The 24,116-nt window shown below is 45.6% G+C and carries 22 protein-coding genes and 2 tRNA genes; 17 read left to right on the top strand and 7 right to left on the bottom strand.

The window, feature by feature from the left end:
• The first annotated feature begins 159 nt into the window (after positions 1-159).
• Both IUA53_RS17755 and IUA53_RS17750 read left to right on the top strand, forming a co-directional pair.
• The gene (locus IUA53_RS17755; protein ID WP_044446066.1) at positions 160-933 is read left to right on the top strand and encodes a divergent polysaccharide deacetylase family protein; all 774 of its coding nucleotides are present in this window, start codon (positions 160-162) and stop codon (positions 931-933) included.
• A gap of 142 nt (positions 934-1,075) precedes the next feature.
• Positions 1,076-1,510, top strand: coding sequence for a MerC domain-containing protein (locus IUA53_RS17750; RefSeq protein WP_044055819.1), 435 nt, complete (start codon positions 1,076-1,078; stop codon positions 1,508-1,510).
• Between the two features lie 86 nt (positions 1,511-1,596).
• Here the strand turns inward: IUA53_RS17750 and IUA53_RS17745 are convergent, their stop codons facing one another.
• From IUA53_RS17745 to rsgA, 4 genes are all read right to left on the bottom strand, one after another.
• Positions 1,597-2,295, bottom strand: a complete 699-nt coding sequence (locus tag IUA53_RS17745; protein WP_196897505.1) for a glycerophosphodiester phosphodiesterase — start codon at positions 2,293-2,295, stop codon at positions 1,597-1,599.
• A complete protein-coding gene (locus IUA53_RS17740; protein ID WP_044055821.1) occupies positions 2,296-3,183 on the bottom strand; it encodes a DMT family transporter in 888 nt (295 codons plus the stop codon).
• Positions 3,184-3,186: 3 nt separating this feature from the next.
• Positions 3,187-4,065, bottom strand: a complete 879-nt coding sequence (gene asd, locus IUA53_RS17735; protein ID WP_044446068.1) for an archaetidylserine decarboxylase — start codon at positions 4,063-4,065, stop codon at positions 3,187-3,189.
• 184 nt (positions 4,066-4,249) lie between these two features.
• Entirely contained in the window at positions 4,250-5,302 is a 1,053-nt protein-coding gene (gene rsgA, locus IUA53_RS17730) for a small ribosomal subunit biogenesis GTPase RsgA (RefSeq protein WP_044446069.1), read from the bottom strand.
• Between the two features lie 86 nt (positions 5,303-5,388).
• On the opposite strand from rsgA, the gene orn reads away from it, so the two are divergent.
• The 8 genes from orn to ilvN all read left to right on the top strand — a co-directional run bounded on the left by orn (position 5,389) and on the right by ilvN (position 14,373).
• Positions 5,389-5,934: an oligoribonuclease gene (gene orn, locus IUA53_RS17725; RefSeq protein WP_044055824.1), complete on the top strand. Its 546-nt coding sequence runs from the start codon at positions 5,389-5,391 to the stop codon at positions 5,932-5,934.
• A gap of 101 nt (positions 5,935-6,035) precedes the next feature.
• A tRNA-Gly gene (locus IUA53_RS17720) sits at positions 6,036-6,111 on the top strand.
• 187 nt (positions 6,112-6,298) lie between these two features.
• Positions 6,299-6,374, top strand: a tRNA-Gly gene (locus IUA53_RS17715).
• Positions 6,375-7,328: 954 nt separating this feature from the next.
• The gene (locus tag IUA53_RS17710) at positions 7,329-10,700 is read left to right on the top strand and encodes a TonB-dependent receptor domain-containing protein (protein WP_044055826.1); all 3,372 of its coding nucleotides are present in this window, start codon (positions 7,329-7,331) and stop codon (positions 10,698-10,700) included.
• 138 nt (positions 10,701-10,838) lie between these two features.
• Positions 10,839-11,336: a DUF4442 domain-containing protein gene (locus IUA53_RS17705; RefSeq protein ID WP_044446070.1), complete on the top strand. Its 498-nt coding sequence runs from the start codon at positions 10,839-10,841 to the stop codon at positions 11,334-11,336.
• A gap of 237 nt (positions 11,337-11,573) precedes the next feature.
• Positions 11,574-11,954, top strand: coding sequence for a DUF413 domain-containing protein (maoP, locus tag IUA53_RS17700; RefSeq protein ID WP_044055828.1), 381 nt, complete (start codon positions 11,574-11,576; stop codon positions 11,952-11,954).
• Positions 11,955-12,157: 203 nt separating this feature from the next.
• Positions 12,158-13,876: an acetolactate synthase 3 large subunit gene (locus IUA53_RS17695; protein WP_044055829.1), complete on the top strand. Its 1,719-nt coding sequence runs from the start codon at positions 12,158-12,160 to the stop codon at positions 13,874-13,876.
• On the top strand, positions 13,876-14,373 hold the full coding sequence (gene ilvN, locus IUA53_RS17690; RefSeq protein ID WP_044055830.1) for an acetolactate synthase small subunit: 498 nt from the start codon (positions 13,876-13,878) through the stop codon (positions 14,371-14,373). The genes IUA53_RS17695 and ilvN overlap by 1 nt, the downstream gene beginning before the upstream one ends.
• 51 nt (positions 14,374-14,424) lie before the next feature.
• Here the strand turns inward: ilvN and IUA53_RS17685 are convergent, their stop codons facing one another.
• A complete protein-coding gene (locus IUA53_RS17685) occupies positions 14,425-15,381 on the bottom strand; it encodes a hypothetical protein (RefSeq protein ID WP_052806572.1) in 957 nt (318 codons plus the stop codon).
• Between the two features lie 179 nt (positions 15,382-15,560).
• On the opposite strand from IUA53_RS17685, the gene tatA reads away from it, so the two are divergent.
• Genes tatA through hemB form a run of 7 tightly spaced genes read left to right on the top strand, consistent with a single transcriptional unit; the run spans position 15,561 to position 21,155 of the window.
• On the top strand, positions 15,561-15,800 hold the full coding sequence (tatA, locus tag IUA53_RS17680) for a Sec-independent protein translocase subunit TatA (RefSeq protein ID WP_044055832.1): 240 nt from the start codon (positions 15,561-15,563) through the stop codon (positions 15,798-15,800).
• Positions 15,800-16,099 carry a Sec-independent protein translocase protein TatB gene (tatB, locus tag IUA53_RS17675; RefSeq protein ID WP_044055834.1) on the top strand — a complete coding sequence of 100 codons (300 nt, stop codon included), beginning with the start codon at positions 15,800-15,802 and terminating at the stop codon, positions 16,097-16,099. The genes tatA and tatB overlap by 1 nt, the downstream gene beginning before the upstream one ends.
• On the top strand, positions 16,100-16,855 hold the full coding sequence (tatC, locus tag IUA53_RS17670) for a twin-arginine translocase subunit TatC (protein WP_044055836.1): 756 nt from the start codon (positions 16,100-16,102) through the stop codon (positions 16,853-16,855).
• Positions 16,856-16,877: 22 nt separating this feature from the next.
• Positions 16,878-17,456: a hypothetical protein gene (locus IUA53_RS17665; RefSeq protein WP_044449253.1), complete on the top strand. Its 579-nt coding sequence runs from the start codon at positions 16,878-16,880 to the stop codon at positions 17,454-17,456.
• 1 nt (position 17,457) lies between these two features.
• On the top strand, positions 17,458-18,237 hold the full coding sequence (locus tag IUA53_RS17660; protein WP_044446071.1) for a TatD family hydrolase: 780 nt from the start codon (positions 17,458-17,460) through the stop codon (positions 18,235-18,237).
• 7 nt (positions 18,238-18,244) lie between these two features.
• The gene (locus tag IUA53_RS17655; protein ID WP_044446072.1) at positions 18,245-20,137 is read left to right on the top strand and encodes a sensor domain-containing diguanylate cyclase; all 1,893 of its coding nucleotides are present in this window, start codon (positions 18,245-18,247) and stop codon (positions 20,135-20,137) included.
• Between the two features lie 19 nt (positions 20,138-20,156).
• Positions 20,157-21,155, top strand: a complete 999-nt coding sequence (hemB, locus tag IUA53_RS17650; protein WP_044446073.1) for a porphobilinogen synthase — start codon at positions 20,157-20,159, stop codon at positions 21,153-21,155.
• 41 nt (positions 21,156-21,196) lie between these two features.
• Here hemB and IUA53_RS17645 read toward each other — a convergent pair whose 3' ends face one another.
• Positions 21,197-22,708 carry a Ppx/GppA phosphatase family protein gene (locus tag IUA53_RS17645; protein ID WP_044446074.1) on the bottom strand — a complete coding sequence of 504 codons (1,512 nt, stop codon included), beginning with the start codon at positions 22,706-22,708 and terminating at the stop codon, positions 21,197-21,199.
• Between the two features lie 15 nt (positions 22,709-22,723).
• A complete protein-coding gene (gene rhlB, locus IUA53_RS17640) occupies positions 22,724-24,031 on the bottom strand; it encodes an ATP-dependent RNA helicase RhlB (RefSeq protein ID WP_044055841.1) in 1,308 nt (435 codons plus the stop codon).
• Between the last annotated feature and the right edge of the window lie 85 nt (positions 24,032-24,116).

The following is a 24,116-nucleotide window of genomic DNA, read 5'->3' as shown; positions in this document are numbered from 1 at the left end:
GCGCAGCCAAATTTAGAAGGTAATGACTTGTAGATTGTCATCAGGTTGATATGCTTAACCCCGCTTTAAAGAAAGTCATTTCAGTGTAATACGGTAACGGTACTACACTGACAATGTGCGCGTATAAAAAATAATAATCACAAAGAATGGACAGTGAAGATGCAGTGGCGTCTATTAGTGTGTTGCTTACTTATGCTGGCAGGCAACGTCAATGCGAAAATTGAAAATAACAAACCGGAAATCATCATTATTCTTGATGATCTTGGTTATCGTCCCACAGATATAGCCGCCTTTTCCCTCCCTACGGAGGTAACCTTCGCTATTTTGCCGCAAACGCCGCTAGCCTCGACTATTGCAGAGCGCGCCCATGCAGAAGGGCGTAACGTTATGCTACATATGCCCATGCAAGCGTCCAACGGTAAGAAAATGGGGCCCTTGGGATTAACTACCGACATGTATCCTGCCGCTATTACTCATACACTTCGCCGTGCGCTAAAAAGCGTGCCTTATGCGGTAGGTGTGAATAATCACATGGGGAGTGCCTTTACCGGTGAAAAAGATGCCATGATGACAATCATGGAAGAAATAAAACGCCAAGGGTTATTCTTTGTAGACAGTCGCACTAGCGTCTACACCCGAGGTGAAGAAGTCGCTCAGGCGCTTGGGGTGCCTAGTGTTAGTCGCCACGTTTTTTTAGATCATCAGCGTACACCCTCATTTTTAACGCAGCAGTTTGAACGTACAAAAACGTTAGCAAAAAAACGAGGAAGCGTGGTGGTCATTGCCCATCCATACCCTGAAACGTTAGCGTTCCTTGCCGAGGCGTTACCTCATTTGAGCGATGAAGGGCTACAATTGGTTTCCATAACAGAACACTTAAAACCTCATAAGCCCCTTCGCCATGTCGCGATGGCTCAACATGCCAAAGAATAATTAGCGCGGTGCGTCGCGGCGGTATGCTCGTAGAGCCGATGCATTTTGGCTATAACTCATACTAAATATTTAGCGAAGAAAAATTTCAATTTTGCTGTATCTGTTATATTATAACGTCTCTATAGTGAGGTGATATAAAGCAATGGCAATAAATCCGGTAAACGATAATCCAACAAAATTAGACAGGCTTGGCATTTGGGTGTCTGGGCTATGTGCGTTGCATTGTTTAGCGTTACCCGTGGTAGTGCCTCTGCTTCCATTAATTGGCTCATCATTTTTTGCGCAACTATGGTTTGAACGCACCATTCTGACTATCTCGCTTATCATCGGCGCGGTTGCCCTCATTAGTGGCGCAACCCGTTTTCATGGCAAATGGTATCCTCTTCTCCTGTTGTTTTCTGGTGGAGCCATCTACTGGAATAAAAATATGTTTGGCGAGGCGTACGAACCCTTCACTATTGCCGTTGGGGCATTGCTGATTGTGGCCGGACATTGGATTAATATGCGTTTATGTCGTCAGTGCAAGTGCTGTAAAGACAGTGTTTTTTCTACGCATTTGTCAACGCAAGCGAAATAAATTCAGCGTAAACAGATCCATGCAAAATGAGCAGGTGTCGCTTCAACTCAACGGCTGAAGGCCGCCTGCGAAACATGAAATTTCACTCATTGATTGCTTGCTAATATTTGGCTAGCGCGTTGCGGTACATTCGTAAATATGCCGGTAACACCCCATGCCTTCAGCATTTTCATGTCTTCGTCATTATCCACGGTATGCACAAACACCTTAAAGCCCGCTTCTAAAGCCGCTTCAACGAACTCGCGATTAGCAATATCCAAGGCGATATTCACAGAATATGCGCGCAGTATTTTCGCGCTAGTGAAGGGTAACAGCTCATAACTTGCCGTCAGCGCGCCTATTTTCACTTCTGGCCATTGTGCACTGATAGCCTTTAACCAATGATGATTAAATGAAGAGATCAATAAGCGCTGAGGGTTAATGCCTTGTGCAGTTAAAGCCTGTTTTACCTCGCGAACCCACTTTGTCACGTTATCTAGGTGTTTAATTTCAATATTACACCAGCGGTCGCGGGGAAGCGTTGCTAAGGTTTCCGTTAACGTGGGAATTTTTTGCCCTTGGCCGGCATCAAGTAAGCGCAAGTGGTCAAAAGGCGTGTCTAGCAATGCCCCAGTACCATTTGTTGTGCGAGACAAGGTTTTATCGTGAAAAACCACAATGCCGCCAGCATGTTGATAGGTGTCGAACTCTATGCCTTGAGCGCCCTGTTCGAAGGCAAGATTAAAGGCTAAAAGGGTATTTTCGGGTGCAGTTGCGCTGGCACCTCTGTGAGCAAAAACTAACATTTAGTCGCCCTTATCATCCTGATTGTTGCTGTGCAGCTTATGGGTATTGAGTGTTTCATACACTGAGGCAGATGTAATGAGTAGGCCACCTACCAGTGTATGCCATGTAGGATTTTCATCAAGGAGCAACACGGCAAGCACCACCCCGTAAAACGGTTGCATACAGGCAACGAGAGAGAATGTTTTTGCCCGCAAGTGGCGCAGGCTCGCGGCGATGAGCGCGTGAGGAAGAGCGGTAAATACGGTACCTAATAGCAATAAGAGTAACCATGCACTCAGCGGTGCTGAAACGATGTCCTCGCCCCCAGTGGGAAGTAAGAAAAAGGCAATAACAAGGGTCTGCCATGCCATGGCTTTAGCGCCACTATACTGCTTAAAGTACTTTCTATGGATAAGGTTTCGAAACGCATAGGTGACGGCGGAAGCAATACCGATTAGCACCCCAAGGGTTATATCGTTATCAAGAGACGTTTCCGGAACAATGAAATACACCCCTGCAATGACGGTTAACGTAGACGCAATGTCTTGCCATACCAACCGCGTTTTTTCGAAAAAGGGCTCGATAAGCACAGTAATAACGGGGAAAGTAAACAAAGCAATCATGCCAACAGATACGCTAGAGTACTGCATGGCGGCGAAGTAAGACACCCAGTGAAGTGCCATCAGCACCCCAAGCCCTATCGCAATAATATAGTCGCGTTTATTGGCTAAACGTAAACCTTGTTTTGATATTGCCAAAAAAATAAACAGGGCGATACACGCAAATACTGACCGCATTAACGTGATATCGCTAGCGCTAAGTGGTACTACACGTGAAAAGAGCGCCGTACCACCTAAAAGGACAATCGTTAAATGAAGAGAGATAAGGCTTTTTTTTACAGCATCCATAAACTAGCTAGAAAGCTCTTTGCTTCCAGCAACATAGGCCATGGGTTCACCCAATCGTGTTACTTGTCCTGGCGCTAATGGCTCAAAATCAATGGCTTGGTTTTCGAAGCAGGCTACAATGGTCGAGCCAAGTTTGAAACGGCCCAATTCATCGCCTTTTTTCAATTTCACGCTGGCTTCGCTGTCTTTGTCATATTGCCAATGTTGAACATTTTTGCCTGCTGGTGGCGTCACGGTTCCTGCCCAAACAGTTTCTATGCTCGCTACTATGGTTGCTCCAACCAGCACCATCGCCATTTTACCTACTGGGGTATCGAAAATAGCCACAACGCGCTCATTCCGGGCAAACAGGCCAGGAATATTTTGTGCCGTTAGCGGGTTGACAGAAAAAAGCTCACCCGGCACGTAAATCATGTCGGTAAGCGTGCCATCAATAGGCATGTGAATACGGTGATAATCTCGAGGTGCTAAGTAAACCGTAGCGAAAGTTCCGCCTTTAAATGGCTGGGCGATGTCAGGTTTACCGCCTAATAGACTTGTGAGGCTATAGTCATGCCCCTTCGCTTGAAAAATACTGTCATCACGAATATCGCCAAATTGACTCACAGCGCCGTCTACGGCGTGAATGAGCGCGGAAGGGTTTTCGTCAATCGTGCGCGCTTCGGGTTTTAATGGCCGAGTAAAAAAGGCATTAAAACTGCGGTAATAACCAGGATCTGAGTGCAGCGCCTCATCCATATTGACATTATATTGCTTAATAAAAAGTTTGATAATGAATGTGGTAAAGCCGCCCAACTCTGCCGCTGCCAACTTGCCTACAAGGCGAGACAACAAATGTTTAGGGGTAATGTATTGTAGATTTACTTTAAGCCAGTCCAGCACAAAAACGCTCCAATCATGTTAACCAGTTAATTGTACCTTAAGTTGTATGTTCACAAGTAACTTTAAGATTATGTATGCAACCAACTTGGTATAAGGAAATAAATAAAAATTGAGCTTGTTGGACGCCAATGACGGGGTGTTCAACAAGCATAAAAATGATAATTACACAGGGTAGAAGAGGTGACTAACCGCCAGGAGGCTGACTATGACTAGGGCGCTGTTCATCCATGGTGACCAATATTTTGTGATAGCTGGCAAACCGCTCGGCGTTAATTTTGCCTTCTTCAACGGCTGCTCTTAATAAACAACCAGGGTCGTTCAAATGCTTGCAGTCTCTAAATTTGCAGCCACCCAAATAATCGCGAAATTCAATAAACCCCCAAGTGATGCGCTCGGTGGGAATATGCCATAAGCCGAATTCACGTACGCCCGGTGAATCGATAAGATCGCCGCCTGCTGGCAGATGCAATAGCTTAGCCGCAGTGGTGGTATGTTGACCTAAGCCAGAATTATCTGAAATTTCCCCGGTTAACTCATCTGCATCAGGCAGCACCTGGTTAATAAGGCTAGACTTACCTACACCAGATTGGCCCACAAATACGCTGACGCTGTCTTTAAGCAGGTCGTTTAAAGCTTGAATACCTTCACCGGTTTTACAACTTGTAAAGAGTAAGCGATAACCTAATTGACGATAAACTTCGAGTTGCTTATCCACTAGGGGGCGAGCGTCGTCATCCAGCAATTCAACTTTGTTGAGTACAATAACAGGCGTAATGCCAATATCTTCACAGGCCACAAGATAGCGGTCGATGATATTGGTTGAAAGCGAGGGTAAAATTGCACTAACCACAATAATATTATCGATATTGGCCGCAATGGGCTTTATGCCATCGTAGAAATCGGGTCGGGTGAGTACCGAGTGTCTATCATTAACTATCTCGATGACCCCTTTTACACCGGACTCTGCGTCATCGCCTTTGCTAAACAACACGTTGTCGCCACAGACCACCGAATCCACCGTGCGTCTTATATGACATCGAGACACATTGCCGTGGCTATCCTCTACATCGGCATGTTTTCCAAACCGCCCGATAACGGTGCCTTTAGCCAATTGACTTTCATCAACATGGGCTTGTTGCTGACCATCTTGCCCGCCGTGTTTACCTTGCAGGCGTTTACTGCGGTTAGCGGCCACTTGGCGTTTCTGTCTTTGTGTGAGTTTTGGTTTTTTCGCCACGATTCTTTTCTAGTTTCACGTATACTATGCCAATAATACCGTTTGTCAGGCATGGTTGCCATGTCTGAAGTGCGATGAGGAATGATATGAGCAAACATGATAGCAACTTAGTCTGGATAGACATGGAAATGACAGGGCTTGATCCTGAAACCTGTGTGGTAATGGAAATTGCCACAATTGTGACGGATGCACAGTTAAATATTCTTGCCGAGGGGCCTGTTATTGCGGTGCATCAGCCGGACAGTGTGTTAGACAACATGGATGAATGGTGTACGCGGGTGCATGGAGAAACCGGCTTAACTGCCCGTTGTCGTGAAAGTACTGTGAGCGAACAAGAGGCGGCTGCTCAAACGATTGCTTTCTTAGCGCAGTGGGTTGATGCAGGTAAATCACCCCTGTGTGGTAATACGATAGGTCAAGATAGACGCTTCATGGTGAAATACATGCCAGAATTAGAAGCCTACTTTCATTACCGTAGTATTGATGTAAGTACGATTAAAGAACTGGCCCGGCGTTGGAAACCAGAAATTCTCGATGGGTTTGAGAAAAAGGGCGTGCACCTTGCCTTAGACGATATTCGCGAATCCATCGCGGAAATGCAGTATTATCGAGAAAAAGTGTTTACGATTTAATCGTTCGCTTCAGTGGGTGCGAAAAAAACAGAATTAATGGTTGCGTTACTGAAATATTTTTGTAAAATGCGCACCACTTCAAACGAAGTGCCCATTTTGTTGCGGGAATAGCTCAGTTGGTAGAGCACGACCTTGCCAAGGTCGGGGTCGCGAGTTCGAATCTCGTTTCCCGCTCCAAATTCTAAAGCTGATAGTAAATGTTACTTTCAGTGAGCGTGAAAAGCGCGCCCCCTTGTGGGCCCGCGACCGAGTGTCGGCCAGTTGGCGAATCTCGTTTCCCGCTCTAAATGTCTGGTGTATTTCGTTTAAGCCGATTTTCACTTAAAATCAGGCGTTCAATAAGATGCGCAAGCATCGACTCTATGCGGGAATAGCTCAGTTGGTAGAGCACGACCTTGCCAAGGTCGGGGTCGCGAGTTCGAATCTCGTTTCCCGCTCCAAATTTTCATACATCAAGAAAATCCAAAATAATGTAGTTGTATCTATGCGACCCCTTAGTGGTGCCGCGACCGAGTGTCGGCCAGTTAGCGAATCTCGTTTCCCGCTCCAAATTTTCACACATCAAGAAAATCCAAAATAATGTGGTTGTATTTATGCGACCCCTTAGTGGCGCCGCGACCGAGTGTCGGCCATTGCTTCGCAACGAGTTCAAATCTGTTTCCCGCTCCAAATTTTCACACATCAAGAAAATCCAAAATAATGTAGTTGTATTTATGCGACCCCTTAGTGGCGCCGCGACCGAGTGTAGGTCATTGCTTCGCAACGAGTTCAAATCTGTTTCCCGCTCCAAATTTTCACACATCGAATATTAAATCTAAATGATGAGATATGTTCACGCGAACCCTCTGTTGCGCGTGAGCCGTTAGTGAAGTCCCGTGCGCTTATAAAGGGGAATTCAATGCGGATCGCGTGTTTTGACGAAATTTCCTTCATTATTTACAAATTTATACTAAAGAATAAGTAGACGGAGGCTGTAAAGGCTAAGTCCCTAAAAAATCACCCTTTCCTGAAAGTATGTGAATGGTTATTCACCATTCGTCGTGCATTTTCGGCATTTCATGGTGCGCAATGCGCTTGATTTTGGTGCAAACCTCAATAATTCTCTGTTTTGACACCAAAATTGCCCTATTTTTGAGCATTCAAATGTTGAAAGCTCACTAAAATCGCATATTAAATGGATTTTTATAAATACTTATGCATAATTCGCCCCCTTTTTCGTAGCTGACAAAGTTGACAGGGTATTTACATGGGCACGGTGTTTGCTAAACCAAGCTAGTAAAACAAAGTAAAACTACGGCAGAGGAATCCTTTATTCACCTTTAGCCGTCACTACACAATAAAAACAATCACTGTAGTAAACAAAAATAAATAAAAATCCAGTCGGAGAAACACACATGGCTTTTGATTCATCAAAGCGTTACCACGTTACGGCGCTAGCTTGTGCCGTCGCATCTGCGTTGTCATTAAATGCAAGCGTAGTGCAGGCACAGGAAGAGGCCGAAATAAAAGAAGAAGATGTAGAAAAGGTGGTTGTCACAGGGTCGCGTATTGCCCGTGATCCCAACCTTGCTTCGCCGTCGCCTGTTCAAGCTATCTCTGAAGAAGATATTCAGCTATCTGGTGAATTCTCCGTCACTGATGTTATTAATGATATCCCGGCTCTGTTTTCATCTACTACGGCTGAGAGCTCAATTGACTCAGCCAGTTTTTCCGATGGTGCAAACATTCTAAACTTACGTGGTTTGGGTGCAAACCGTACCCTAACCTTGGTTAATGGACGACGTCATGTAGGTGGATCTGCAGGTTCTGCTGCCGTGGATGTAGGTTCAATCCCCGTTAAGTTAATCAAATCGGTAGAAGTGCTTACCGGTGGTGCATCAGCCGTATACGGTGCTGATGCGGTAACAGGGGTTGTTAACTTCATTTTGCGAGATGACTACGAAGGCTTCGAAGTCGACGTTAATACCGGCATTTCTTCCGAAGGCGACGGCGAACAGTTAAGTATCTCAGCACTGTATGGGACTAACTTTGACGACGATAAAGGTAACTTTGCTATCAATGTTGAGTTCCAGCGTGACGAAGGTGTACGGGTAAGCGAGCGCGATAACGGCCTTCTTATTGGCTCTGGTGGTGACTGGACAAACCCAGCGCTTCGTTTCCAACAAGGTGATATTGGTAGTAGTACACCTAACCTTGCTGAGTACTATAACTACGATAACACAGGCTTGTTTAATTTCGGTTTAAGCATTCCAAGCCTTGAAGCCTTCACTCAAAACTATACTGACACATTTGGTAGTGCGCCTAATTTGACTGATGCTGAATTAGCCTTGTTTGACCGCGCAGCAACCTCTGCGCCACGGGCTGTATTACCGTATCGGACTTTCCCTTTTACTTCTGGTTACGGCTATATCGTACCGGGTAATCCATATAGCTTTGCTGGTTTCGATCCATCTACTAACATCGATTTAGATGGCAATGGAACCCCAGATTGTCTTGATTCATTTTCTGGCTATAACAGTGTGTTCGGTGCTGCCTCGTTTGGTGTATTGGGTGGTTGTTGGAATGTGACAGAAGACGGCAGTTATCGCCCAGTTCAAGATGGTTTAGTGTCGGGGAACTTCGAAGGGTTTGGTGGTGATTCATACAACACTATTCAGCAAGAGCGAGGCTACCTCATCACGCCAAATGACAAAATTGCTGTTAATTTACTAGGCCATTACGACCTTAGTGACAGTATGACGGTATTTGGTGAATTGAAATACGTTGTTCAAGGTACTGAAAACGAAAGTCAGCCTACGTCATATTGGGATTTGCTTTTCGGCGCCCCAGATAACCCTTACCTACCTGAGTTTATTCAACCATTAGCCAGTGAACTTGGCGGTGTGGCTATTACGGTAGACCCTATTGGTATTGGCCAGGGTAAAACGGAAAACGAACGTCGTACGCTACGTGGTGTTATCGGTCTCGAAGGTTTCTTCGAAAACGACTGGGAATACAATGTATCGGTTAACTACGGTAAGTTTGAGTACGAACAAAACGGAACAGAAAACTTAATTATTGTTGACCGCTTCTTCTCTGCTATTGATGCAGTGACCGACCCCTCAACAGGCGAAGCGAACTGTCGTGTAAACTTGGATGCAGATACGCCACAAGTTACTACAGCATTTAACATTCCATCCTATGACCCAGGGTATTTCTCGTTCACGCCGGGTGATGGTAGCTGTGTACCACTCAATATATGGGCGGGTTCCACTGGCATTACTCAAGAAGCCGTGGATTGGGTAACGGAAGACAGTCATAGTCAAACGACTATCGAACAGTTAGTTATTAGCGCGTCGATTGCCGGTGATTCAAGTGAATACTTCGAATTGCCCTATGGCCCTCTTTATTTCGCGCTAGGTGGCGAATACCGTAAAGAAGAATCAGAAGCGACCTTTGATGCGTGGCGCTTAGGTGTTATACCAGAGGGATCTCAGTATACCGCAGGCACGCAGGTATCAGACTACTCAACCAACAATTCGTTGGTCTTCCAGCCATCAATTAGAACGGCGAATGAAACCGGTGACTTTGACGTAAGCGAAGTATTCTTGGAAGTATCTGTTCCGCTTATTCAAGGCGAAACCTTAATTGAAGAGTTAACCTTAGACTTAGCTGCACGTTACTCTGATTATTCTACGGTTGGTGATACCACGACATGGCGTGCAAACCTCATGTACTCACCTCATGAAGATTTAATGGTGCGTTTATCAAAGTCTCAAGCCATTCGTGCGCCTAATATCAGTGAATTATTTGGTCCTGAAGTGGGTGCCACTTTCCGTCCAACAGATCCTTGTAACGCCAGCGTTATCGCGGGTATTCGAAGCAACGATGAAGCCGCGGCTAACCAGTTGCAAGCTAACTGTGTGGCCGACTTGCAGTCTATCGGTTACAACCCATTCGATGATAGCGGTGAATACGTTTATACCGACCCACTATCAGCGGCATTCCCTGGTGTAACTGGGGGGAATGCTGAGTTGCAAGAAGAAACCGCCGACACCATTACCGCTGGCTTCGTTTATAACTCGAGTTGGTTAGAAGGTTTCTCAGTCACGGCGGATTATTGGAGTATCGAAATTGATGACGCCATTAGCGCAGTAAGTTCTGATGACATTGTCAATGGTTGCTATGTAGGCGAGTCATTGAATGAAAACTTCTGTTCACTGTTTACCCGTAATACAGATGCGTCATCACCGCAATTTGGTGGCTTGAACTTCTTACGCTCTACACAGGTTAACTTCGCTCGTCTTGAAACATCGGGTGTCGATTTCAGCGTAGGTTACGATTTTGAAGTTGGTGCGCATACTTTCTATACGAAAGTGTCTGGTACTAAAGTCAATGAGATTGATCAGTACACTAATCCGAATGATCTTACCGAAGTTAACCCTGAATTAGGTGAAGTGAACCGTCCTGAGTGGGCAGGTAACATCAATCTAACGTGGAAGTGGGAAGAACTTCAGGTAGGCTGGCAGACGCAGTACATGGACGAGCAACTTCTAGCGGGTGTTGAAGTTGAAGAATACGAACGAGGTGACTTTGATGATACTGCCATGATGGACGAGTTCTGGCAGCACGATATTAACTTCTCATACATGGTGAAAGAAAACCTGAAAATGTATGGTGGTATCAAGAATATTACTGATGAACAACCATTCATCACTAACTTCGCTTATCCAGCAAGTCCTCGAGGTCGCTTCTACTTCGTTGGTTTCGACATGCAGTTTAAGTAAATAGGTTTATCAGCAAAGACAAAAAGCAGCGCTTAGCGCTGCTTTTTTTATGGAAAAAGAAAAATCCAGTTGCAAGGGTGAAACGTTAGCTTTATGTTAACTGGTCTAACCAGAAGTCAGTAATACAGAGAGATAACCATGTCTGCACCTAATCCGCTTCGCGCCTTCGCTAAAAAAGCCAATACCTATCCTGATTGGCTTCGTCAAAAAATGCTCACATGGATGTTCCGCTATAAAGTGAAACTCACGGGTACCGTCAGCATTGATATTTTAGAAACAGACTTGAGATCGGTAACCTTTCGTCAAAAGAATTATAAAAAAGTACAAAATCACATTGGTAGTGTACACGCTGCAGGTATGGCGCTTCTCGCCGAATCTTCTACGGGCTTTGTGGTTGGCGTCAACCTACCCGGTGATAAGTTGCCCCTTATTAAAGAAATGAATCTAAAATATGTAAAGCGAGCACAAGGGGATATGCATGCGGTAGCGCATTTGACTGACGAGCAAATATCACTCATGCAAACACAAGATAAAGGTGAAGTGTCGGTAGCCGTGAAAGTCACCGATGCACAGGGTATAGAACCCGTTATATGCGAAATGATTTGGGCTTGGGTGCCGAAACAGAAAAAAGCATAAAGTCCGTACATATACCCAACTGACGCAATCGTTGAATTTGCCGAAAATGGCAAGCGGTTGCGCGCTTCCTCTTTACAGTTTTATTAAGTTTTCTCACCTCGCCCGAATGAGTTTGACAGCCGTTTATATCCCTACTATTAAATAATTAACTGGCCAGATATGCGATATGTTTCGTCTTTAAAGCATGGCTAAAAGTAGCATAAATAAAACGTCATTCGAGCAGCGTTAGAGGTAGATATGGCAGAGCTATCGAGAGAGCAACTGACTAAACGTCCTTTTTCAGATAAAAAACATTACCCTTATGGTTTTGGTCGCTCTGGTGACTTTTCTATCTCGGAGAGCAAGCTGCTACAGTCTCATGGTTCTCTCTTTGCCGCTCTGGTGGACGGTAAATTAACGCCGCAAACCGATGAAGAGCAACAGTACCTAGAATCAGCGCTTGGTCATAGGCCGCCACAGACGCCTCAGGAAAAAGCATGGCTTAAGTATCAAGCACGAATAAACCGCCCCAAAGCCGCCAGTATTTACGGTTCTAAACGTTCAATGACGGAAGAAGTTGACGAGGACGAGGATATAGGGGATAACAGTGACATTGATATCGAACTCGATACAGAATAGCTGTTAACTAAATGTAAATAGCTATCCTAAATACAGCCTGTTTATTCCCCTTCGCGAAACATTTATCCTAATTATCCTGAATATTGGGATATATATCTCACTTTTGTGCAATTTGCTGTTTTATCTTCCTACATCCTTCGTTATAGTCCGGTCATCGTCAACGTACGCTAACAACCCGTTAAACCATTACAGGAGAAAGTACTGTGAAAATGATGTCGGGCGCAGCCATGGTGGTAGAAGCGCTAAAAGATGTAGGAGTGACACACGTGTTCGGTTACCCAGGTGGTGCCGTTCTGGACATTTATGATGCGTTATTTGCGCAAGATGATGTCAAACACGTCCTCGTACGTCATGAACAGGCAGCCGCTCACATGGCGGATGGTTATGCACGTTCAACAGGCAAAACCGGCACAGTACTTGTCACGTCAGGCCCAGGTGCAACCAATACCATTACCGGAATTGCAACCGCCTATATGGACTCTATCCCTATGGTGGTGTTATCAGGGCAAGTACCCTCTATGCATATCGGTGAAGATGCCTTTCAGGAAACCGATATGGTGGGCTGTTCCCGTCCCATCGTTAAGCATAGTTTCTTGGTTAAGCGTGCGGTAGATATTCCAGAAGCCATTGCAAAAGCTTATTACATTGCAAATACAGGTCGCCCCGGCCCTGTGGTTGTGGATTTGCCCAAAGATTTAGTCAACGTTGCAGATGAACACCCTTATGTGTTCCCTACAGACGTAACAATGCGTTCTTATAACCCAACCGAAAAGGGTCATCCGAAACAGGTGAAGAAAGCGGTTGAAGCGTTACTTAAAGCTGAACGACCAGTGTTATACGTTGGCGGCGGCGCGGTTGCGTCTGAAGCCTCTTCACGAGTGATTGAATTAGCTGAGAAGTTGCACGCCCCAGTAACCTGTACCTTAATGGGCTTAGGTGCGATGCCTGGCACTCACAAACAATTTGTGGGTATGTTAGGGATGCATGGCACGTTAGAAGCGAATAAGACCATGCATAATGCCGATTGCATTATTGCCCTAGGTGCTCGTTTTGATGACAGGGTAACGAACAACGTAGACAAGTTTTGTCCTCATGCAGACATTATTCATGTTGATATTGACCCCGCATCTATCTCAAAAACCGTCAATGCGCATATTCCAGTCGTTGGCTCGGTAGATAAAGTGCTTGATCAAATTCACGAACATATGGTGAATAAAGACTTATCCAACCAAGAAGCGAAATTGGCCGATTGGTGGCAGCAAATAGAGCAGTGGCGTGGGCGACAGTGTCTTAATTACGAGCAAGGTGATGAGGTTATTAAGCCGCAGAAAGTCATTGAAGCTTTGTATAAGCACACTGACGGTAAAGCTTACGTAAGTTCAGATGTAGGCCAGCACCAAATGTTTGCGGCACTTTATTATCAGTACGATAAGCCGCGTCAGTGGATAAACTCAGGTGGCTTAGGCACCATGGGCTTTGGTTTACCGGCGGCAATGGGGGTGCAGTTTGCTCATCCTAACGCCACTTCTGTGGTTGTGACGGGTGATGGCAGTATTCAAATGAATATTCAGGAACTGTCTACCTGTTTACAGTACAACTTGCCGATTAAAATCATTTCATTGAATAACCGTGCTTTGGGTATGGTTCGTCAGTGGCAAGATATGATTTATAAGGGGCGTCACTCTCATTCATATATGGATTCAATGCCAGACTTTGTGAAGCTAGCGGAAGCTTACGGCCATGTTGGCATCAAAGTAGATAAGTTAGACGACCTCGACGCAGCAATGGAGAAATGTTTCAGTTACACAGATCGCCTCGTGTTTATGGACATTGCTATCGACCAAAACGAACACGTATACCCAATGCAAATTAAGTATGGCGCAATGGACGACATGCGCTTAAGCAAGACGGAGCGAACCTGATGAAACGCATTATTTCTGTATTAATGGAAAACGCCCCTGGCGCACTATCTCGAATCGTAGGTGTATTTTCACAACGGGGTTACAACGTCGACTCTTTATGTGTGGCACCGACCGACGATGAAAGTTTATCTCGTTTAACCATCATCACCCATGGCGACGACAAAGTGATTGAGCAGATCACAAAACAAGTGAATAAGCTTGTTGATGTATTGAAAGTGGTCGATCTTACTGAAGGTGCCCATATTGAGCGTGAACTGATGCTTATCAAAGTGGCGACACGGACAGAATCAGTGCGCGCCGAAGTAAAGCGAAATGCGGATATTTTCCGTGGTACCATTTTGGATGTAAACGCGAATAACTACACCATTGAATTGACAGGTACTACCGATAAACTGGATGCTTTTGCAACGACCATGGGGCAGTGTGCGGAGATCATTGAATCATCTCGCACTGGTGTTTGTGGTCTAGCTCGAGGGGATCGCGCGTTGCGCCCCTAGTCGAGTTTGATTGAATTGGCAAGCCGGCGCTATTTTGTAGCGCCGGCTTTTTTAATGCGCTTTACCGTAATAGGCTTCAATGCGAAACGCCATGCCATATGAAGGCTTAAAGCCTTCATCTCGTCGCCACAACACGAAGGGCTCGACGTCAAAGTACAACCATTCACGTAACGGGTTAGAGCGCCAACGTAGCCCTGTGTAAACCTCTTCCACCTTGTATTGCGGGCGATCTAATCCTTCTACCATTAGTCGATACATCAATGCATTGTGAGTATCAATAGGATACAAATGTTGAAGCTCGTGACGCCAAAGCCAATCGTTGGAGTCATCCCTGAAATAAAAGCGATTATTTAATCGAGTCACGTTATTATTTTCAGCCACATGCTGAATCGCCGCGCCCAATTCAGCACCCAGTCTGTCTCGGGTGTAGTAATACAATTCAGCATCATACAACATGGCCCAGTGAGCATTGAACGCCATGGCGTCGCGATATCGGCTTTTTACGTAAAGCTGGTCACGTCGGCCTGCGCCTATGCGATATGAATAGTGCGAATTCTGATCGGGCCGGAAACGAAGGGCAATGGTGGTGTTATCACGTCGCCCTAGTGAATCGTTTCGAGCCGCTTTCAGCGTGTCACTTTGCGTCTCATCTTCATTGTCGCTAAGCAATAGATCCACCCTATCTTCTAGATGGGGAAGCGACACCCGTATACGAAAACGAAGGTCGGTTTCTGCAAGGTCGCGACTTCGAGGTTCCCAACTGAGTTGAATGCGGCCTTCTGCTTTGGCTTGCTTATTTCTATGGGGGCCGTTTTCTTGGGAAAACATGCCGTCAAACTGACGAACGGTAAAATCGATGGAGTCTGTAAAACTGCGCTGCCACACATCAAACCAAGCACTATCGTCGACACTATCTTGCGGGCTTTGTATCGCGGTCACAGGCTGTGAGTTGAGAAGGGTCGATGATGGTGACATTAAATGGCAAAGCGTTACTGCAACGCACAACATCCTTTTTAAACCTCCTTTTTTTAGGTGAAATACCTATCAAAACCTTACCTTTATGCTAGGTATCAGCATGCGACTTGTGGTAACAAACGTCAATGATTAATGTGCCATGCAAATATTCAGGTGAAAGCTGAGTCAGGGGGTGGCATACTGTTAGCATTGAAGTAAGGGAGAAAAATATTATGGGTGGTATTAGTATTTGGCAATTGCTAATTATACTGGTTATCGTTGTTTTATTATTTGGTACAAAGCGTCTAAAAGGCATGGGGTCTGATTTAGGTAGCGCTATTAAAGGTTTCAAAAAAGCGGTTAACGAAAACGAACAAGACGCAGATTTCGAGCAGAAAAAGCACGTGGAAGAAAAAGACACGGCCGACCCTGTGGCCACGAAAACCCAGAGCGATGTTAAAGAAAAGTCCTAATGTTTGATATAGGTTTTTGGGAGCTTTTGGTTATTGGTGTCCTGGCCCTACTTGTATTAGGGCCAGAGCGTTTGCCTGGCGCCATGCGTTCTACCATAAATACCATTCGAAGTGTGCGTAATGTTGCTACCGGCTTTAAGCAGGAAGTAGAGCATCAGTTGCGAGTACATGAATTACACGAAAACCTGAAAAAAGCTGAGCAGCAAGGCTTAAAAGACTTATCGCCTGAGTTAGAACAGAGTGTTGATGAGTTAAAGAAAGCCGCTGAGTCCGTTCAGGAACCATATAAAAAACAGTAAATGTCTGACGCTAATAGTTTAATTTCTCACTTAATCGAGCTTCGTAGTCGAATATTGAAAGCGCTTTTAAGTGTGCTTGTCGTGTTTTTGTGCCTGGCTTACTTTGCACAAGATCTTTATCAATTGTTGGCGCTACCATTGCTTGAATCGCTGCCTGAAAATGCCAGCATGATAGCAACGGACGTAGCCTCTCCGTTTTTCGCCCCGTTTAAGTTAACCTTGGTGCTGTCGTTTTTTATCGCCATTCCCTACGTACTCTATCAAGTATGGGGATTTGTCGCGCCAGGCCTCTATCGCAACGAGAAAAAGCTGGTTGCACCCTTGTTACTGTCTAGCACGCTCCTTTTTTATGCAGGCATGGCCTTCGCGTATTTTGTTGTTTTTCCTATCGCCTTTGCATTTTTTAATAGCGTGGCACCAGAAGGGGTAACGGTAAGCACGGATATTTCAAGTTACTTGAATTTTGTGCTGAAATTGTTCTTTGCTTTTGGGGTGTCATTTGAAATTCCCATAGCCATTATCTTACTGTGCTGGACCGGAGTGACAGACGCAAAATCACTAAGAGCAAAACGCCCTTATGTTGTGGTGGGCGCATTTATTCTAGGCATGCTACTAACGCCGCCAGATATTATTTCGCAAACCTTGCTGGCTATTCCGATGTGGTTTTTGTTTGAAGTTGGCGTCATTGTGGGTGGTTTATATGCGGGTAAGACAAAACAAAGTGATGATGAATCCGTTGAAAATGTGAGTGAATAACAAAAAAGAAAAAGGGGAACACATGAAGGCAACCGCAACCACGCTACTTTTAGCTATCGTCTCTTCGTTAGCATTTTCTGTTCAGGCAGAAACCGTCACGCAAGCATTAGAAAAGTGCCGAGGCGTGGACAACAGTTTACAGCGTTTGGTCTGTTACGATCGGGTCGCGAAGAATGTTAACCAATACGCGGGTGGACAAGAATCCATTAGCGCGGTGCCTCGCCCTCAATTAGCGCCTGCCAATGCACCTGAAGCAACAATGCCACCACCGCCGGCGAAACCGTCTGTATCCTCAACGCCTTCTGCTAAGCCAACAGTGGATAACAACGCAACAGAAGATATCGCGTTTGGCATGGAACAAAAACGGGTACGCGAACAAAAAGAAGCGTCTATGGTAGCAACCGTAGCGGCGTTATCGTCTACCGTTAGAGGCAGCCTTATTGTCACTTTCGACAATGGTACTGTGTGGCAACAATCGGATGACACCGACCTCAATTTAAAAGAAGGGCAAAAAGTGGTGGTTGAACGTGGTATGTTCGGCGCTTTTTACGCTAAAGTTGAGGGTATAAAACGAAAAATGAAGGTAAAACGAATTAAATAATATGCCTTGGTTTGATGCCGGTGTGAACTTGCTGGATCGCAGGTTCGATGCCCACGAAGTAGTAACGCGAGCAGTGGACGCCGGTGTTGAAAAATTATGTGTGATTACCACTCACCCCAATGAGTGGGCGGCAGCAGAGCAGCTTTATTCGGCTTTTCCACAGCATATCTGCTATACCATTGGGGTTCATCCTCACAACGCTAAAGTAGTGCGCGAGGAAGACCTCCGCCAGCTAAAAATTCATGCAGCGAAACCCGGTGTGGTTGCCATCGGGGAATGTGGTCTAGATTTTAACCGTGATTTTTCTCCCCGGCCGACGCAAATTGCTGTTTTCGAAGCGCAACTGGCCATTGCTAAGGCTATGCAATTGCCGGTGTATTTGCATGAGCGAGATGCCTTTGACGCACAACGTCATAGTTTAAATAAGTTCATATCACACATTCCAGGCGGTATTGCTCATTGTTTCACTGGAGACAGCGAACAGCTAATTGAGTATTTGGCTATGGATTTATACATAGGCATTACGGGCTGGGCGTGTGATGAAAAGCGTGGTGAAGCACTTCGACAAGCGATACCGCATATTCCTCTTGAGAATATTATTCTTGAAACTGATGCGCCTTACTTGTTTCCCAAAACGTTAAGACCCCGAAAGAAAAACAACGAGCCGGCTTTTTTGCCTCATATCGGCGAAAAAGTCAGTGAATTGATGCAAGTCAGCCCTGATAAATTGCGTATTTGCAGTTATGCTAATACTTGTCGATTATTTTCTTTGATGTCTTGAGCAGTCTATGCTGATAAACACAGATAAAGTGCGCAGTTATGATGTGGGCTTAATTTTAACTACCCTAGTCGCTGTATCACTTTTTTTATTAGTGGCCTTTCATCTCTCCCCAAGCGCCGTTACCGAAGAGCGTTTCTCACAGTTAGCCTATTTGGTGGAAGATGGGAATGGAAGTAAAGAGGGGCCGTCACTCGATTTTTCAACCATTCTCGACGTGTCTGACAGTCGTTGGACACCCACCACGTCACCAGTAAACTTGGGCATGAGTGAAAATGTTCATTGGTTTAGGCTGACTGTTTCACCCACACAACATACGCAAGGTCGCTTTCTTTTACAGTTAGACTACCCCTTGTTAGATGAGTTGGATATGGCTGTCTACAGTCACTTAGGCACCCTACCTACGAGCCGGTATACTGCCGGCGACACCATAGAATTTGATCGTCGCCCCATTCATTATCCCACCCCTTTAATCCCTTTACCGGTAAGCCAGTTTTCCCAGCATGTGTATATCCGTATTAAAACCTCGGGCACGATCAGGCTTCCTTTAAGAGTGTGGGAAGAGCGGGAATTTGTAGAATATTCATCGTCTCGAAATCTTGCCTTAGGCTTATTTTTCGGGTTTCTTTGCGCCATGGGGTTAAGTAATGTATTTCTCTTTTTAACCACTAAACGCCCTGCGTTTCTTTTTTACTCTGGTTACGTCTTCAGTTTGGGGCTAACGTTGGCGTCGCTCCAAGGAATAGGCTATGCCTATTTGTGGCACGATTTCATTTGGTTCCAAGGCGTAGCTGTGGTGGTATTTGCCAACGCTACTATTTTCTTTGCGGCCATATTTACGCGCACAATATTGCAAGTAAAAGAGCACAGTGTTTGGCTAGATAACGCCATTAAAGCACTGGCTTTATTTTTTGGACTCAGTGCCCTTGCCAGCTTTTTAGTGCCCTATAGCTTGGTGATTAAAGTGTACCTTGTGGCCTTGTGTCTAACCGTGCTCTTTACGATTAGTTTAGGGGTGTGGATGTCGGTGAAGGGGGTAATCATTGCCCGTTATTTCACCATTGCATGGGCATCTTTATTAGTCAGCGGCCTGGCAGCCAGCTTAGACAACGTTAACCTTATTGATATTCCGCTTTCATCGAACAATTTACTGATTATTGGCGGTGCCGTTGAAACCCTAATGTTAGCCTTTATTTTGGCAATCAGTTATAGCCATAGCAGAGATGACCTTATTGAAGCGCAGCAGTTTGCATTGGACAAAGAAATACAGGCAAATAATGCCAAGGAAGATTTGCTGGCTGTTCAGCAACGCTATCAAGATGATTTAGAATATAAAGTACAAGAGCGTACCCTAGAGCTAGAAATTACGTTGCGCGAGCTTTCAGAGGTGAATGAAGAGCTAGAAAGGCTTACCGGGGTAGACCCTTTAACAGGGATTAATAATCGCCGGCATTTCGATAAGCGGCTTAAATCGGAAGGGCGCCGTAGCCGTCGAGAACAAACCCCCTTGTCACTCATCATTATCGATGTCGACCACTTTAAAACCGTTAACGATAAATTCGGTCATGCAGGAGGTGACGCTTGCCTTATGCATGTTTCGTCCCTATTTAAACAATTATTACACCGGCCAACAGATGATCTTTGTCGTATAGGTGGAGAAGAGTTCGCTATCATTTTACCGAACACCAACAGTGAAGGAGCATGCCACGTGGCTGAGTTACTTAGGCAAAGCACGGAGCAGCAGCCAGTAGACTTTGAAGGGCAACAGATTGCACTTACTATAAGCGCCGGCGTGGCAACTGCGGTCATTGAAAGTGAAGAGCATGCTCTTGCGTTATTCCGTGATGCCGACGAAAAACTCTATGCGGCAAAAGACGCAGGCCGAAATCGCGTTTCTCATTAATAACAGTTAGGATCCTCTTATGAACTCCTCTTCATTTCCTGCTCGCAGGCTACGCCGTTTACGAGCGCAAGGCGCACTAAGAAGTTTAGTGGCTGAACATGCCTTAACCACAGATGACCTTATTTACCCCGTGTTCGTTTTACCTGGCAGCCAGCAGCGTGAGGCTGTGCCTTCCATGCCAGGTGTAGAGCGTTTGTCAATCGACTTGCTACTTGAAGAGATGAAGACGTGGTACGACCTTGGCATTAAAGCATTGGCCTTGTTTCCTGTTACGCCCATGTCACAAAAAAGCGAGTGTGCGAAAGAAGCCTTTAATCCTGACGGGTTAGCACAACAGGCGCTACGCGCACTTAAATCTGCATTCCCTGATGTTTTATTAATGTCGGATGTCGCCCTCGACCCCTTTACCTCTCATGGACAAGATGGCTTAGTCAATGAGAATGGCTATGTGATGAATGACGAAACCGTTGAAGTGCTGGTGAAACAAGCCTTATCTCACGCACAAGCTGGCGCAGATATCGTGGCCCCTTCAGATATGATGGACGGGCGAATTGGCGCTATTCGTCACGCTTTAGAGCAAGGTGGCTTTATCAACACCTGTATTATGGCTTATTCGGCGAAGTATGCGTCTTCTTACTATGGGCCATTTCGCGACGCGGTGGGATCTGCGGCTAATATTAAAGGTGGCGACAAAAAAACCTACCAGATGGACCCTGCAAATTCTGATGAAGCCTTGCATGAAATCGCTTTAGATATTCAAGAAGGGGCAGATATGGTGATGGTGAAGCCAGGTATGCCGTATCTGGACATTGTAAGGCGCTGCAAAGCAGAATTTAAAGTACCTACCTTTGCGTATCAGGTCAGTGGAGAATACGCTATGCACCAAGCTGCCTTTGCAAATGGGTGGCTAAATGAGGAGGCGGTGATCCTAGAATCATTACTTGCATTTAAACGTGCAGGGGCTGACGGTATTTTAACCTATTTTGCACCGCAAGCTGCGCGCCTACTTCAACGCTAGGCCAGTACGGATAAAAAAGCCGCCCTGTTTTGCGGCTTTTTTTATTCGCAAATGAGCTCCCAGCCAGCTTTATGCTGGAGCCAGATCTCATTGGCTAACTCTGCATTGATGAGTGGGTGGGCTTTCAGCCAACCTTCAGGAAAATGCAGCGTCCAACTTTCGCCATGACATTCAAGTTCAATGTTAGGAATATGTTTGTTTTGGCGGCGTAGGCACAACACCACCGAAATCCTCAAAATACGTAACAGACCCAATAGCATAGGTTGATACTCTGCATGATAGTGAGAAAACGGTGACGGCGCTATAACCAGACGATGCAAGGACACCAGGTCTCGCACCGCGGCGCGTTGCAAGCGGGTAAAGCCAGGTAAATCAATATGGCTTAAAATATAGGCACCGTGCTCGTGGTGTTTTTTGTATTCAATGTGCAAGCCTGTTTCGTGCAAAATAGCCGCCGCGCTCAAAATGGCTTCCGTGTCTAAATGACAAATATCTTGCTGTGAGCACAGTTGATGACATAAAGATAAGGCAACGCCCTTCACCGCATGAGCATGGGACTTATCAATATGATAACGGGCCATGGTTTGGTTTAAGGTTTGTTCGCGACGGTCGTTTTCCTGCACGTTGTCTAACATGCCGTAAATCAAACCTTCCCTTAGTGCCCCACCAGAAATGTTCATGTGCTTAATGTTTAGGCATTCAAACAAACTAATTAGGATGGCAAGCCCAGACGGGAAAATCGCTTTGCGGTTATCTTCTAGGCCCTCAATGTCCAGGTTTTCAATTCGCCCGCACTCAATGCACTGCAATTCTAGATGACGAAGGTAATCTAGACGAATAGCATCGCTAATGCCTTGTGCGACTAAAATCTCTGTAATAGCTTGTGGCGTACCGGATGCACCTAAGCAGTTTTCCCAATCAAAACATAAAAAGGCATCGGCTTGAGGTGTAATTAACGCTTTAGCGGCTGCTTTAGCGCGGCGAAAGTTTTCTTCGCCAATCTTGCCATTCTCGAAATAGCGTTCCATGAAGGTAACGCAACCCATGTCCAAGCTTTTTAAATTGATGGGTTGCATGTCGTTGCCAATAATAATTTCAGTGCTGGCACCACCAATGTCAATGACCAAGCTATTGCCTTGGTTGGCCGAAGTGTAGGCTACGCCTAAATATATCTGGCGGGCTTCTTCTTCACCGCTAATGACATCGAGCTTGTGCTTTAAAATTTCTTCGGCTTTGCGAATGAAAATGTGAGCATTGGTCGCTAATCTAAGGGTGGCTGTTGCCACCACCTTGATATTAGATGCTGGAATATCTTGCAGGCGTTCTGAGAAAGTTTGCAGGCATTGCCATCCTCGTTCCATACTGATGTCGTCTAAGGCCAAATCATCGTCTAAGCCCGACGCTAACCGTACTTTTTGTTTCACTTTGCCAATAATTTGTACGCTGCCATTGACGACATGCACAATGACCATGTGAAAGCTATTGGAACCCAAATCTACGGCGGCGTAATACTCGCCGTAGCTTTGTGTATCATGTTGAATCTCTGCCTGCATATGTTCTTTTAAACGTTAATTGTTGTTCCCGCGGTGGGAGGGCTTGCCTCTTCCGCGCCCTTTGTTACTTCCTCTACGAGAAGAGTTTCTAGTATTTGGTGTCCGTTTACGACGGGGTTTCGGTGCTGTCACGTCATCAAGTAAAGCACTGCTGTCGTAGTCGGTAACGGGAATAGGGTGCTGAATATACTTTTCGATATCCGGTAAATTCAAGGCATACTTTTCACAAGCGAAACTAATAGCAATACCACTTTGTCCAGCCCGACCTGTACGGCCAATGCGGTGAACATAGTCTTCAGCATCGTCAGGTAAGTCATAGTTGAACACGTGGGTGACAGCATCAATATGAAGACCCCGTGCCGCGACATCAGTGGCAACTAAAATATCCAGTTTGCCATTCGTGAAGTCTTCCAATATACCCAAGCGTTTCTTTTGCGGAACATCGCCACTCAGCAAGCCCACACGGTGACCATCGGCGGTTAACCAGTCAGTCACTTTTTCGCAGCTGTGCTTTGTATTTGCGAAGACAATGGCCTTGTCTGGCCACTCTTCCTCAAGCAAAGTGAGAAGAAGCAACATTTTATCGTCATCAGACGGATAAAAGAGCTCTTGGCTTACACGGCTTGCGGTGGTTTGCTCAGGGGCAACTTGCACATGGGTAGGGTTGTTCATGTGCTCATACGCCAGTTCTTGTACGCGGTAGCTAAGAGTGGCTGAGAACAACATACTAAGACGTTCGCTAGCGGCAGGCATGCGGCGGAACAAAAACCGGATGTCTTTAATGAAGCCTAAATCGAACATTCTGTCAGCTTCATCAAGCACGGCAACTTGAATATTATTCAGTGAAAATACATTCTGTTTATAATAATCGAGTATGCGCCCTGTCGTACCAATTATAATATCCACCCCTTCTTGAAGGGTTTCTCGTTGACTTTCGTATCCTTCGCCCCCATAAATCAAACCAAGTGACAATCCGGTATGCTCACTGAGCAATTTGGCGTCATTATAGATTTGAACAGCGAGTTCACGGGTGGGGGCCATAATGATGGCTCGAGGGCCTGCAGAATGTGCATCATTGGATTTGCTGTTATCTACATTTTCTGCTTTGCTTAGCAAATGGTGAAATGTAGCGACCAGAAACGCAATGGTTTTACCCGTTCCTGTTTGGGCCTGTCCTGCAATGTCTAAGCCTTCAAGTAAAGGCGGCAGAGCGAGAGCTTGGATAGGCGTACAGTTGTTAAAATTAGCTGCCGTCAAGGCGTCAACCACCTTGCTATTAATCGGCAGGTCGGAAAAATGAGTATCAGTTAAGTGAGTAGGCATAGCTTATAGCTTATCAGTGCTTGCATTAAAAAACAGTTTCTATATAACACTTATGGTTGAGCTGATACAAATCAGCGACAGACCA

It is taken from the genome of Alteromonas sp. B31-7 (assembly GCF_015767655.1).
Lineage (GTDB): Bacteria > Pseudomonadota > Gammaproteobacteria > Enterobacterales > Alteromonadaceae > Alteromonas > Alteromonas australica.
Note: the sequence above shows the minus strand (reverse complement) of the source record. Positions and strands in the feature narration are given on the sequence as shown.